The 13,153-nt window shown below is 73.2% G+C and carries 12 protein-coding genes; 9 read left to right on the plus strand and 3 right to left on the minus strand.

Annotation, left to right across the window (positions count from 1 at the left end; genetic code table 11):
• The first annotated feature begins 20 nt into the window (after window positions 1–20).
• The 3 genes from OG335_RS21260 (at window position 21) to OG335_RS21270 (ending at window position 4,403) form a co-directional block, all read left to right on the plus strand.
• Complete coding sequence (locus OG335_RS21260) at window positions 21–2,402, plus strand: ATP-binding cassette domain-containing protein (protein WP_405015474.1); 2,382 nt, start codon at window positions 21–23, stop codon at window positions 2,400–2,402.
• A gap of 403 nt (window positions 2,403–2,805) precedes the next feature.
• The gene (locus OG335_RS21265) at window positions 2,806–4,020 is read left to right on the plus strand and encodes an IS110 family transposase (protein ID WP_405012706.1); all 1,215 of its coding nucleotides are present in this window, start codon (window positions 2,806–2,808) and stop codon (window positions 4,018–4,020) included.
• A gap of 149 nt (window positions 4,021–4,169) precedes the next feature.
• Complete coding sequence (locus OG335_RS21270) at window positions 4,170–4,403, plus strand: hypothetical protein (protein ID WP_405012707.1); 234 nt, start codon at window positions 4,170–4,172, stop codon at window positions 4,401–4,403.
• A 15-nt stretch (window positions 4,404–4,418) separates the two neighbouring features.
• On the opposite strand, the gene OG335_RS21275 is transcribed toward OG335_RS21270, so the two are convergent.
• A complete protein-coding gene (locus OG335_RS21275; RefSeq protein ID WP_405012708.1) occupies window positions 4,419–5,006 on the minus strand; it encodes a TetR/AcrR family transcriptional regulator in 588 nt (195 codons plus the stop codon).
• 99 nt (window positions 5,007–5,105) lie between these two features.
• Between OG335_RS21275 and OG335_RS21280 the strand changes: the two genes are divergently transcribed.
• Window positions 5,106–5,483 carry a nuclear transport factor 2 family protein gene (locus OG335_RS21280; RefSeq protein WP_405012709.1) on the plus strand — a complete coding sequence of 126 codons (378 nt, stop codon included), beginning with the start codon at window positions 5,106–5,108 and terminating at the stop codon, window positions 5,481–5,483.
• Window positions 5,484–5,493: 10 nt separating this feature from the next.
• On the plus strand, window positions 5,494–6,048 hold the full coding sequence (locus OG335_RS21285; RefSeq protein ID WP_405012710.1) for a methylated-DNA--[protein]-cysteine S-methyltransferase: 555 nt from the start codon (window positions 5,494–5,496) through the stop codon (window positions 6,046–6,048).
• 30 nt (window positions 6,049–6,078) lie between these two features.
• Here OG335_RS21285 and OG335_RS21290 read toward each other — a convergent pair whose 3' ends face one another.
• Window positions 6,079–7,143, minus strand: coding sequence for an ATP-grasp domain-containing protein (locus OG335_RS21290; RefSeq protein WP_405012711.1), 1,065 nt, complete (start codon window positions 7,141–7,143; stop codon window positions 6,079–6,081).
• A 511-nt stretch (window positions 7,144–7,654) separates the two neighbouring features.
• Between OG335_RS21290 and OG335_RS21295 the strand changes: the two genes are divergently transcribed.
• Both OG335_RS21295 and OG335_RS21300 read left to right on the plus strand, forming a co-directional pair.
• Window positions 7,655–9,079 carry a family 2B encapsulin nanocompartment shell protein gene (locus tag OG335_RS21295; protein WP_405012712.1) on the plus strand — a complete coding sequence of 475 codons (1,425 nt, stop codon included), beginning with the start codon at window positions 7,655–7,657 and terminating at the stop codon, window positions 9,077–9,079.
• A 126-nt stretch (window positions 9,080–9,205) separates the two neighbouring features.
• Window positions 9,206–10,255 carry a family 2 encapsulin nanocompartment cargo protein polyprenyl transferase gene (locus OG335_RS21300; RefSeq protein WP_405012713.1) on the plus strand — a complete coding sequence of 350 codons (1,050 nt, stop codon included), beginning with the start codon at window positions 9,206–9,208 and terminating at the stop codon, window positions 10,253–10,255.
• 134 nt (window positions 10,256–10,389) lie between these two features.
• Here OG335_RS21300 and OG335_RS21305 read toward each other — a convergent pair whose 3' ends face one another.
• Window positions 10,390–11,394: an NAD-dependent epimerase/dehydratase family protein gene (locus tag OG335_RS21305; protein WP_405012714.1), complete on the minus strand. Its 1,005-nt coding sequence runs from the start codon at window positions 11,392–11,394 to the stop codon at window positions 10,390–10,392.
• Between the two features lie 203 nt (window positions 11,395–11,597).
• On the opposite strand from OG335_RS21305, the gene OG335_RS21310 reads away from it, so the two are divergent.
• Both OG335_RS21310 and OG335_RS21315 read left to right on the plus strand, forming a co-directional pair.
• Window positions 11,598–12,143 carry a SigE family RNA polymerase sigma factor gene (locus OG335_RS21310; RefSeq protein WP_405012715.1) on the plus strand — a complete coding sequence of 182 codons (546 nt, stop codon included), beginning with the start codon at window positions 11,598–11,600 and terminating at the stop codon, window positions 12,141–12,143.
• Window positions 12,144–12,338: 195 nt separating this feature from the next.
• Window positions 12,339–13,124: a hypothetical protein gene (locus tag OG335_RS21315; RefSeq protein WP_405012716.1), complete on the plus strand. Its 786-nt coding sequence runs from the start codon at window positions 12,339–12,341 to the stop codon at window positions 13,122–13,124.
• The last annotated feature ends 29 nt before the right edge of the window (window positions 13,125–13,153 follow it).

Below are 13,153 nucleotides of genomic sequence, written 5' to 3' on the forward strand. Positions count from 1 at the left end.
TCGATCATAGAATTCGCACCATGGGAGAGCGCCCGGGCGCACCCACCGCGCCGCCACTGGTTCTCGTCACCGACACGGACTCGCAGCTGATCGATCCGCGCCGGGCGTACCACGTCGGCCGCGACCCGACCGGCGAGATCGTCCTCGACGACCCCCGGGTCTCCTGGCATCACGCCGTGCTCAGCGCCGTCGACGGACACTGGCTGCTGGAGGACGTCGGCAGCACCAACGGCACGTTCGCCGGCGGACGCCGGACCCGGCACCAGGACATCGGCCCCGGCAGTCGGCTGCGGTTCGGCAACCCGGCCGACGGCCCGTCCGCCTCGTTCGCCGACCTGCCCGTCCCGGTCGCCGGCGAGCGGACCTCGCTGATCGCCCCGCAGGCCTCCGGCGTGTTCCGCCGGCCGACCACCGTGCTGCGGCTGCCCGGCCGGACGGTGCGGATCGGACGGGCCCTCGACAACGACCTCGTCCTCGGCGACCTGGACGTCTCCCGGCACCACGCCGAGCTGCACACCCTGCCGGACGGCGGCCACCAGATCTCCGACCTGGCCAGCCACAACGGCACCTACCTCAACGGCCGCCCGGTGACACGCGCCCTCGTCGGCCCGGCGGACATCATCGGCATCGGCCACTCCGCGCTCTGCCTCTCCGGCGAGGAACTGGTCGAGTACACCGACACCGGCGAGGTCTCGCTCGACGTCCAGGGCCTGGTGGTCCAGGTCGGCCCGGACCGGCGGGTGCTGCTGGACGACGTCGGCTTCCCGCTCGCCGAGAAGTCGCTGCTCGCGGTGGCCGGCCCCAGCGGCGCCGGCAAGTCCACCCTGCTCAACGCGCTCACCGGGCTGCGTCCCGCCGACGAGGGCGCCGTCCTCTACGACGGACGCGACCTCTACCGCGACTACGCCGAACTGCGCCGCCGGATCGGCCTGGTGCCGCAGGACGACATCCTGCACACACAGCTGACCGTGCGCCGCGCACTCTCCTACGCGGCCGAATTACGCTTCCCCGGCGACACCACCGGGCACGAGCGGGAAGCCCGGGTCGCGGAGGTGGTCCGCGAACTCGGCCTGGAGGGCCGCGCCGACCTGGTGATCTCCAGCCTCTCCGGGGGCCAGCGCAAACGCGTCAGCGTCGCCCTGGAACTGCTCACCAAGCCGTCGCTGCTCTTCCTCGACGAACCGACCTCGGGACTGGACCCGGGCATGGAGCGCTCGGTGATGCGGATGCTGCGCGGCCTGGCCGACGACGGCCGCACGGTGGTCGTGGTCACCCACAGCGTGCTCAGCCTGAACGTCTGCGACCGGCTGCTGGTGCTGGCGCCCGGCGGCCGGACCGCCTACTACGGCCCGCCCGACGAGGCGCTGCCGTTCTTCGGCTTCACCGAGTGGCCGGAGGCCTTCGAGGCCTTCGAGAGCGAGGACCGCGCCGCCTGGCAGCGCCGGTTCCGTGAGTCCCCGCAGTACGAGCGGTACGTGGCCGCCGGGGCGGTCCCGGCCGTCCAGCCCCGGGAGCGGGCCGCGCCGGACGGCGGCCGCGCCGCCGGGAGCCCGATCCGTCCGGAACAGCCGCAGGGATGGTTCTCGCAGCTGTCCACGCTGGTCCGCCGGTACACCTCGGTGCTGGCCGCCGACAGGCTCTTCCTCACCGTGATGATCGTCCTGCCGTTCCTCATCGGCCTGATGTGCCGGGCGATGGCCGGCGCATCGATCTCCTCGGAGAACGCGGTCAACGTCATGCTGACGCTCTGCATCGGCGGCCTGCTCACCGGCTCCGCCAACGCGGTCCGCGAGGTGGTCAAGGAACGGCCGATCTACCGGCGGGAACGCGTGGTGGGCCTGTCCAGATCGGCCTACCTGGTCTCCAAGGTGGTGGTGCTGGGCACGGTCACGGTGGCGCAGGCGGCGGTGCTGACCACCGTCGGCCTGGCGGGCGTCGACCTCGCACCGACCCTTCCGGACGGAAAGCAGGTGGAGGGCGGGGTGATGATGCCGCCGCTGGTCGAGCTGATCATCGCCGTCGCGCTGCTCTCGTTCACCGCCATGATGCTCGGCCTGCTGGTCTCCGCGCTGGTCCGCAAGGAGGAGGCCACCATGCCGATGCTGGTGCTCCTCTCGGTGGTGCAGATCGTGTTCAGCGGCGCCATGCTCAAGCTGCACGGGGTGCCCGGCCTGGAGCAGTTCGCCTGGCTGGTGCCGTCCCGCTGGGGTCTGGCCGCCATGGCCCAGACCGTCGACCTGCACACGGTCTTCCCGACCGGGATCACCGCGGACCCGCTGTTCCGGCCCGACCGCGCCCGCTGGCTCCGCTGCATGGTGATGCTGGTCGCCCTCTCGGTGGCACTGGGCCTCGCCGTCCTGGCCCTCCTGCGCCGACAGGAACCGGCCGTCATGCGGAAGTAGCGGAGCCGCCCGCTGCACGGAGGCCCCGTGCGGCAGGCGTTGCGAGACGTGACGGGGTGCGGCCCCTGCGACGGCGTGCGGCATGCCGGCGGTGCGGCGGCGCGGGTGACCGGCGGCGGACGGGGCCGCCTCGCGCCCGCCCCCGTTATGTTTTTCGCGGTCCTGCAAGAGGGCCGCTGGCCTCCGGGCCCGGCATGACTGTGTCCCCCTGTCGAAGAGATGACCTGGGGGGTGGTGTCACCGGGCCCGGGAGGTGCCGTCGGAGACGCTGATGAGAGGTCCGGCCACCGTCCGGTCCGGCGCAACGCCGGACAGTCCGCGGGCGGCAGGTCTGCATAACGTGGATGCGCGCGCACGACACCCATGCCGAGGCCGGCCCGTTCAACCCGCCTGGAGGGGCGCGATGTTCGATACGGAAAACGTGGGCGTGTTCCTCGGCCTGGATGTCGGCAAGAGCACTCATCACGGCCACGGGCTCACCCCGGCCGGGAAGAAGGTCCTCGACAAGCAGCTGCCCAACAGCGAGCCGAAGCTGCGAGCCGTGTTCGACAAGCTGACCGCGAAGTTCGGCACCGTCCTGGTGGTCGTGGACCAGCCCGCCTCGATCGGCGCCCTGCCACTGACCGTCGCGCGAGACGCGGGCTGCAAGGTCGCCTACCTGCCCGGCCTCGCCATGCGCCGGATCGCCGACCTCTACCCCGGCGAGGCCAAGACCGACGCCAAGGACGCCGCCGTGATCGCGGACGCCGCCCGCACCCTTCCGCACACCCTGCGCTCGCTGGAACTGACCGACGAGATCACCGCCGAACTGACCGTCCTGGTGGGCTTCGACCAGGACCTCGCTGCCGAGGCCACCCGCACGTCCAACCGGATACGCGGCCTGCTCACCCAGTTCCACCCCAGCCTGGAGCGCGTCCTCGGACCGCGGCTCGACCACCAGGCCGTCACCTGGCTCCTGGAGCGCCACGGATCCCCGGCCGCCCTGAGAAAAGCGGGACGCCGCAGACTCGTCGAACTCATCCGGCCCAAGGCCCCGCGCATGGCCCAGCGGCTGATCGACGACGTCTTCGACGCGCTGGACGAGCAGACCGTCGTGGTCCCGGGGACCGGCACCCTCGACATCGTCGTGCCCTCCCTGGCCCGATCGCTCGCGGCCGTCCAGGAACAGCGGCGGGCCCTGGAAGCCCAGATCAGCACCCTGCTGGAGGCCCACCCTCTTTCCCCGGTCCTGACGTCGATGCCCGGCGTCGGTGTCAGGACCGCCGCCGTCCTGCTGGTCACCGTCGGCGACGGCTCCGGCTTCCCCACCGCCGCCCACCTCGCCTCCTACGCCGGCCTCGCCCCCACGACCAAGTCGTCGGGCACCTCCATCCACGGAGAACACGCACCCCGAGGAGGAAACCGGCAGCTCAAGCGCGCCATGTTCCTGTCGGCCTTCGCCTGCATGAACGCCGACCCCGCCTCCCGCACCTACTACGACAAGCAACGAGCCCGCGGCAAAACCCACACCCAGGCCCTCCTCCGACTTGCCCGCCAACGCATCAGCGTCCTGTTCGCCATGCTCCGCGACGGCACCCTCTACGAGTCCCGAACGCCAGCCGTCACCCTCGCCGCATGACCACCCCAAACGGCACCAAATCCGGCACCACGTCCTTGACGAAGGACATAGAGGCACCCCCCCGGGCGAGGGGTGCGGTGCGGTCGTACGGTGGACGGGGGACCACCGGAGGACGCCTGAGACAAGGCCCGAGGCCACGGGAGGCCGAGATGCCCGGTTCCGTCACGATCAGCCACACCGATGCCCTGGTGATGCTCAGCCACGAGGACGCGCAGCGGATGTCCGCCATGCTCGGCGAGATGGCGCGGATGCTCGGGGAGCCCGGCATCGACCGGATGAGCGACACGCAGGTCGCCGCGCTGTGCGCCGGGCGGGAGCACTCCCGCGAGGAGCTCACCGCCTGGTGCGGGAAGCTCTCGGAGTACCTGGCGGCGCACCTCTGAGCACGCCCGGCCGGGTCAGTGCCCGGCTGCGGTGTGGAGGAGGGCGTCGAGGAGGACGTCGAGCTCGGCGGTGATTCCGGCCAGGGCCGCGGGTCCGTCCGCGGCCCTGGCCAGCAGCATGCCCGCTTCGCAGAGGGCGCCGAGCAGCAGGTGGGTGCGGATCCCGGGGTCGTGCCCCGGCATGGCGCGGGCGACGCCGCGCTCCAGGAGGGCGACGGAGTGTTCGGCCTCGATCGCCCGGACCTCGGCCCAGCCGAGGACGGCCGGGCCGTCGAGCAGCAGGATCTGCCGGGCGGCCGGGTCGAGGCAGCCCTGCAGGAAGGCGTGGCAGCCGGCGCGGAGGGCGGCGCGGGGGCCCAGGCCCGCCGCGGCCTCGGCGAGTCGTCGGGCGCGGTCCTCGTCGGCCTGCGCGAACACGGCCCGGAGCAGGGCGGTCTTCCCGTCGAAGTGGTGGTAGACGGCGCCCTTGGTGAGGCCGGCGGCCCGGGCGACGTCGTCGATCGAGACGGCTGCGTACCCCGCGCCGCCGAAGCGTTCGGCGGCGGCCGTGACGATCTGCCGCGTGGTCGTCCCGGACCTGTCCGCCTGGGTGCGCCGCGCCATCGTTCCGCCCTTCCCGTCGACCCTCCCGTTGACACGCAGACTAGCGGTACGTAAGTTCCATACTGACAGTACGTACTTTGAGTATGTGATGGGGGCGTCATGGCCGACGCGCACGAGGAGTTCGTCGCCCGCTGGGCGGCATTCTGGGCGGCACCCGACCCGGCCGCGATCGACGGGCTGAGCGCGCCCGACATCGTGATGCACTGGCCGGGACGGGCCGAGCCGATCCGCGGCATCGAGCAGTGGCGGGCCCAGGCCGCCGGCGCACTGGACCAACTGCCTGACCTGCGGCTCGCGGTGGTCGCGCACGCCCGCGACGGCGCGACGAGCTTCGTCGCCTGGCGGGCGACGGCCACGGTCGGCGGCGCGCCGCTGCAGTGGGAGGGGGTGGACCGGATGACCCTCCGCGACGGCCTGGTGGCGGAATCCACCGTCGTCTTCGACACGGCGGTGCTGCGCCCGGCCGCCGCGGGGTAGGTTCGGCCGCATGGATCAGCTGTCCTGGATCACCGTCCGAACTCCGCTCCCCACCGGGCCGATGAGGCTCGCGGTCACCTCGCAGGGGGTGGCGACGGTCGCGTACGCGGGGGAGTCGGTGGCCGGGCAGCAGGTCGGCGCACCGGTGTGCACCGACGAGCGCAGGATCGCCGCGGTCAACGACCGGCTGGCCGAGTACTTCGCCGGTGAGCGGAGGGAGTTGGGCCTGCCGATCGACTGGCGGTTCGCCGCCGGGCCGCACCGCACCGTGCTGCAGCGGCTGTTGGCCGACGTCGGCTTCGGCCGGACCATCACCTACGGAGAACTCGCGGCGCGCAGCGGGGTCTTCGACGACGTCACCGAGCCCGGCACGGCGGCCCGGACGGTCGGGCAGATGATGGGCGCCAACCCGTTGGCACTGCTGGTGCCGTGCCACCGGGTCGTCGCGGCCAACGGGTTGGGCGGGTTCGGCGGCGGGCCGCACGGAATGGAGACCAAGAAGTGGCTGCTCACCCTGGAGGGTGTGCTGCCGCCCACGCTGGACTGGAACGGCCCGACCGGCTGACCGGCCGGGCCCGTCCGGTGCGCGCCGGGGTCAGACGGCGGCGGCCGGAGCAGGTTCCCAGTCGTGGGCGCGCTGCCGGGGCAGGACCGGCTGGATGCCGGACACCAGGGTGTACTCGGTGTCGAGCAGGTCTGCGGGGTAGGCCGTGGCCGGGGTCTCGCCGAGCGCCAGCTGCACCGCCTGCCAGGGCAGGTTGAGCCCGCACAGCCGGAGCTGGTGCAGGCCGCCGGACGGGCGGGTGTTGACGTCGAGGACGACCGGCCGGCCGTGGTGGTGGCGGTACTGGACGTTGGAGAGGTACGCGACGTCGAAGGTCTCGATGAGGTGCCGGGTGGGCTCCAGGTAGCGCGGATCGGTGGTGAAGGTGCGGCGGCGGCGCGTCTTGGTGCGGCCGACGGCGGCGAGCAGGCGGCCGTCGGGCGAGGCCAGGCAGTCGACCGAGACCTCCGGCCCCTCCAGGAGCGGCATGACGAGCAGGTCGGCCGGCTCCGGGCTCCTGTCGAGCGCGTCGAGCACCAGGTCGAGCTGGACGCGCGCGTCGGGGAAGCCGGTGAGCCGCCGCAGGCTGAACGGCTCGCGGGTGAGCACCCGGAAGCCCTCGCCGCCCGCGCCCGTGGCCGGCTTGAGGCAGGCTGTCGAACCGTCCGCCTCGATGTCCTCGACGGCCGCCAGCAGGTCGTCGGCGGTGCGGACGTGCCGCCACAGCGGGACGGGCAGGCCGGCCGCGGCCATCGCCGCGTAGCCGTCCACCTTGCTCTCGAAGACCGCGATGGCCGGGGCCGGCGGGCACACGAGGGCGGTGCCGATCGCTTCGAAATCCCGGCGGCGCAGGGAAATCGCGAGTTGACCCAGTCGCGGGACGAAGACGTCTATGCTGTGCCGGGCGCAGAATTCGAGGGCGAATTCCACATAGGCCTCGGGGGAGAGGCCGTCGGGTTCGAGCGAGCCGAAGTCCGCGGCGGCCAGCACCGGGGAGTCGTTGTCCACGTGCGTGGCATGGATCTGGACCGGGCGCGGGGCGGACCGCAGCAGGTCGATGAAAAACACGTTCTCGGCGAAGGTACGGTTCAGCCAGACGCGAACGGGGGCGCTCACGGGAGTCTCCCTGGAAAAGGGCGCAACGGTGGGAGGGCGCGGTCGGGGCGGCCTGCCTGCCGGCGTCATGCCGCGCTCTTGAGGTGGCACCTTAGCGCTCTGGCCGGGCCGGGTGAACGGTGGGTGGGGGGTCTGTGCGCCTGACGGTCAACACGCCCTGAACTCCAGGATAGTTGGTGAGCCGTGACATGTCTGTGACGGCGGCGCCTGCCGTGTTGCGATCAGATGAAATCCATACCGGCCGACAGGGTGGCAACCGCTCGACCGGTCCGGGGCGACGCGCGGCCGCGGCATCGTGATGGCGTGCGCATGACGCCTTCCGGGGGTGGCCGAATACGACCGGCCGATCCGGCCGCCTTCCCCGTTTATCGCGCATTCCCTTCGTTCGTACGATATGTGGGGCCGAATTGACCACTCGTACGAGTGATTGCGGACAGGGCTGAACGGGCGTCAGCATGATTTCGCAAGGTGGCGTCCCCGGTGCGCACCTGCTCCGTGCGAAGGGTTCTTCATGTCGACCGAAACCAGCCTCGGTATTCCCGCACAGGGGGGTGCTCCGCAAACTCGGGAGCAGTCCAGCCTGAGCACGGCCGGTGCGCGGAATCTGGCGAGTACCACCAAGTCCGCCCCCCAGATGCAGGAGATCAGCTCGCGCTGGCTGCTCCGCATGCTGCCCTGGGTGCCGGTCTCCGGCGGTACCTACCGGGTGAACCGGCGACTCAGCCACGCGGTCGGACGGGGCCGCGTCGCGTTCGTCTGGACGGGCTCCGCGGTGAAGGTCCTGGCACCGACCCTGGGCGAGTTGCCGCTGCTCCACGGCATCGAGGACGACTCCCTTCTCACCACCCTCGCCGAGGCGTTCGTCCAGCGGGAGTTCAGCGCCGGCGAGCGGCTCGCCGCCGCGGGCGACCCGGTCGACGACGTCCTGCTGATCGCCCACGGCAAGGTCGAACGGGCCGGCACCGGGCCGTACGGCGAACCGACCGTCCTCGGCACCCACGCCGACGGCGACCACCTCGGCGACGAGGCGCTCGCCCACGGCGGCGCCGTCTGGCCCGCCGACCTCCGCGCCACCACCGCGGGCACCCTGCTGGCCCTGCCCCGGCCGGCCTTCGACCGGCTCGCGGCGGCATCGCCCGCCCTGCGCGACCGCATCCGCGCGTACGCCGAGGGCGCCCGCAAGCCGCAGAACAAGCACGGCGAGGCCGAGATCGCCTTCTCGGCCGGCCACGTCGGCGAGCACGCACTGCCCACCACCTTCGTGGACTACGAGCTCGCCCCGCGCGAGTACGAGCTGAGCATCGCCCAGACCGTCCTGCGGGTGCACTCCCGGGTGGCGGACCTCTACAACCAGCCGATGAACCAGACCGAGCACCAGCTCCGCCTCACCGTCGAGGCCCTCCGCGAGCGGCAGGAGCACGAACTCGTCAACAACCCCGAGTACGGCCTGCTCGCCAACGCCGACCACGGACAGCGCATCCAGACCCGGTCCGGACCGCCCACCCCCGACGACATGGACGACCTGCTCAGCCGTCGGCGCGGCACCAGGTTCTTCCTGGCCCACCCGCGCGCCGTGGCCGCCTTCGGGCGCGAGTGCAACCGGCGCGGCGTGTACCCGGGGTCGACGGAGGTGCAGGGCCGCACGGTCACCGCCTGGCGCGGCGTGCCGATCCTCACCTGCGACAAGATCCCGATCACCGACGGCAACACGAGCTCCATCCTCGCCATGCGCGTCGGCGAGGACGACCAGGGCGTGATCGGCCTGCACCAGACCGGCATCCCCGACGAGTTCGAGCCCGGCCTGTCGGTGCGCTTCGCCGGCATCGACGAGAAGGCCGTCATCTCCTACCTCGTCACGGCGTACTTCTCGGCCGCGATCCTCGTGCCGAACGCCCTCGGCGTACTGGAGAACGTCGAGCTCGGCGTCCGCCGCTGACGGCCGCCGACCGACGAGCACCACCGACAAGCACCACCGACAAGCACCACCGACGAGCACCACCGCCGGCCCGGCGGGGGCCGAGACCGCCCCCGCCCGGGCCGACCACACCCAGGGGGAGGACCAATGGGGATCACCGCGCCCGAACGCGACCACACCGACGGCAACGAGGCGAGGGAGGTGCTGGCCCGTGCCCGCAGCACGGTCGACCCGGCGCTGCGGGCCGCCGTCGACTCCCTGCCCGGGATGATGCGCCGCATCGCCGCCTACCACTTCGGCTGGCAGGAGGCGGACGGGACACCCAGCGCAGCCGGGTCCGGCAAGGCGATCCGGCCGGCCCTGGTGTTCGCCGCGACCCAGGCGGCCGGCGGAATCCCCGGCAGCGCCGTCCGGGCCGCCGCGGCCGTCGAACTCGTCCACAACTTCACCCTGCTGCACGACGACGTCATCGACCGGGACCGTACGCGCCGCCACCGGCCCACCGCCTGGCGGGTGTTCGGCACGACGGAGGCGATCCTCGGGGGCGACGCCATGCACGCGCTCGCTCTCCGCGTGCTCGCGGACGACGACCACCCGGCCGCCGCGGCCGCCATCCGCAGACTCGCCGACTGCGTGGTCGAACTCTGCGCGGGCCAGCAGGCCGACTGCGCCTTCGAGCAGCGCACCGACGTGACCCTCGCCGAATGCCTGGTCATGGCCGAGGGCAAGACCGGCGCACTGCTCGGCTGTGCCTGCGCGATCGGCGCGCTCTACGCCGGGGCCGGGGAGGGCGTCGCCGACGTCATGGACGCCTTCGGCCGCGAGATCGGCCTCGCCTTCCAGCTGATCGACGACCTGATCGGCATCTGGGGCGATCCCGCCGTCACCGGCAAACCGGTCGGTGCCGACCTGGCGGCCCGCAAGAAGTCGCTCCCGGTCGTATACGCGCTCGGTTCCGGCACCCCGGCGGCCGCGGAACTCGCCGCGCTGTACGCGCTCGACCGCCCGCTCGGCCCCGCCGAACTGCAGGCCGCCGCATCGGCGGTGGAGCGCGCCGGGGGCCGGAGTTGGGCACAGGGGGAGTCCTGCGAGCGGATGGCCGCGGCCATCGCCCACCTGGCGGAGGCCATCCCGGATCCGTCCGCCGCGGACGACCTGCTCGCCCTCGCCGAACTGGTCACCCGCCGCTCGCACTGACACGCCCGCGGAGCTGCCCCGGCCCGGGCCCGAGCGGCCCGGGCCGGTGCCACGCGTTCCTGGAGCGCGTGTTCCAGGAACGCGTGGTCCTGAACCGCGTGCTGCACCGTGCGGTCGCTGCCCGCTCGGAGCCGTCAGCGCGCCTGCGCCAGCACCTTCTCCTCCTTCTCCGCGGCGATGCCCAGCGGCGTGCTGCCCTGGGTGTACGGCGTCGTGCGCGGGCCGCGCCGCCTGAGCCACGCCCAGGTGTCGTGCACCGTCTCCTCGACCGGCCGGGTCCGGAGGCCGGCGGCCCGTGCCCGGGAGGTGTCGGCCTGCCAGATGCCGGCCCAGTCGGGGTTGTCCGGCGTCCAGAGGGGGAGTTCCGTCCACGGCTGGACGCCCGCCGCGAGGAGCGTGTCGTCGTCCACCGGGACGAGTTCGGCCTCGGCGCCGGTGGCATCGACGCAGGCCTGCAGCAGCCCGCCCACGGTCGTCCCGCCGGTCGGCCCGGTGGTGACGTACCGGCCGGTCCGGCCGCTCTCCAGCAGCCCGAGGCCGAAGGCGGCGAAATCCCGGGCGTCGATCAACTGCACGGCCCGCCCCGGATCGCCCGGCAGCACCACCCGGCCGCCCCGGGCGATCCGTTCCAGCCACCACGGTAGCCGTCCCACGTTCTCGTACGGGCCGATCAGCAGGCCGCAGTTGAGCAGGCTGACGCGATCGCCGAAGTGCTCCGTCACCGCGCGCTCGCAACCCGCCTTCAACGCGTTGGCAGGCGGCTGGTCGGGTGGCGTGTCGGCCGGACAGTCGAGGGTCGGTGCGGACTCGTCGACGGCCTTCGCCGGCCATTCGGCGAATGCGTGGACGGAGGAGACGAAGCTGTAGTGCCCGGCGCGGTCCCGCAGCAGCCGGGCGGTCCGGGCGACGGCGTACGGCTGCTGGCCGGACGTGTCGACGACGGCGTCCCAGCTGCGGTCGGCGACCAGCCGGGCGAGGTCGTCCGGCGCGTTGCGGTCGCCGTGCACGGCCTCGACACCCTCGTGGTCGGGCCCGCTCACACCGCGGTTGAAGGTGGTGACGCGGTGGCCCCGGGCGACCGCGTCCGTGACGTAGGCCCGGCCGAGGAACGACGAGCCACCGAGAATCAGGATGTCCATGCCGGGCACCTGTCCCCGCCCGCCCGCCCGCACACGCGGTTTCACTCCTGGCGGAGTGCCGCAGGCGCCGGGGCGCGGCTGGGGACCGCCGCCCGGCGGACCCGGCGCCGGAGAAAGTCGGCCACCCCTGTAACGCCGCACCGTGGCCGGAGCGTCATAGAGACAGGGCCGGTGGACGGCGAGGCGTACGGGGGAGAGCGGTCATGGCCAGGGGAGGTCCGGTATGCGCCGGCCGGGACGAGGATTTCCTGGAGTTCGCGGCCACCCGCACCGGCCATCTGTACCGTTCCGCCTGCCTGCTGACCGGCGGTGACACCCACCTGGCCGAGGATCTCGTCCAGGAGACCCTGGGACGCATGTACGCCGTCTGGCCCGGTGGGATCGGCCTGCGGTCCGCGGCACGGCGCATCGACAATCCCGCCGCCTACGCGCAGGGCGTCCTCTACCGTCACTTCCTGAGCCATGTCCGGCGGCGCAGCAGCGCGGAGCGCCCCACCGGCGAACTGCCGGACATCGCGGGCCTGGACGGCGACACCTCGCTCCGGGTCACCCTCCTCGGCGCCCTCGGCCGGCTCTCGCCGCGCGACCGCGCGGTGCTCGTCCTGCGCTACTGGGAGGACGTCAGTGTCGAGGAGACGGCCGAGCTGCTCCGGTCCAGCCCCGGCGCCGTCCGCACCCGGACGTCACGCGCCCTCACCCGGCTGCGCGCCCTGCTCGGCTCCGACCTCCACGACCTCGCGCCGCGCTGACCGGCGTCCGGCCGCCCGGCCCGGGTGCCCTGGCGCCCGGCCCGGGCCGGGCGGATCCCGTCCGACGGCCCGCCCCGCAGCCCCGCCGGGACCGCAGCCCCCGCCGGGACCGCCCGACCACCGGACCGACCGCCCGAGCCCACGCCTCCACCGACACCCCACCCGGCCACGACCGCAGAGACGGTGAACCAGCCCATGTCCGAACCGCCCGAGAGCCTCCCCGAGGACGAGCTCACCCAGCTCTTCCGGCACGTCGGCGACGGCTTTCAGGCCGACCGGCCGTTGATCCTGATCGGTGCCGTCGAACGCGGACGGGCGCTGCGCCGACGCCGGGCCACCACCGTGCTCGGTGGAGCGCTCGCCCTCGCCGCGATCGTCGGCGGCGCCGCGGCGATCGGAGCCCTGCCCGTGCCCGGCCGGGAACGGGCAGTGGGCAGCGCCGTCCCCACCGGCGGGATCACCGCCGGAGGCATGACGGACCAGCAGATGGCCGAGGCCCTCAGGGCGCACCTGCGGGGTCTTACCGTCGTCGACGTCCGGGACGCCGGGTCGTCGGGTGCCGAACAGGGCGGAGCGGCCCCGCTGGTGGAGGTCACCGTGCAGGACGGCGAGGGCACCGGAGCCGTCCGGACGGCGGTCTGGCGCGACACCTACCGGACGGTGCAGCAGACGACGGTCTGCGAGGACCCCGCCGAGACCGGCATGCAGTGCACCCGGAAGGACCTGGAGGACGGCTCCGCACTGCTGATCTGGAAGTCCGGACGCCGCGGCACCGAGGCGCGGTTCTGGTCGTGCCTGCTGGCCACGCCCGCGGGCCGGCGGGTCTCCGTCACCGAGTGGAACTCGGGTCGGCCGGGTGGTCTGGCGGAGCGCACGGATCCGCCGCTCGGGGTCGACAGGCTGCAGGCGATCGCACTCGACCCCGTCTGGGAGGCCGCCCTGCCGGTCCCGACCGGGCGGGGGCCGGCGGCGCAGCGCTGACGCCGGCGGCGCGGCGCCGCTCCGCGAGC

Source organism: Kitasatospora sp. NBC_01539 (genome assembly GCF_045040525.1).
GTDB lineage: Bacteria > Actinomycetota > Actinomycetes > Streptomycetales > Streptomycetaceae > Kitasatospora.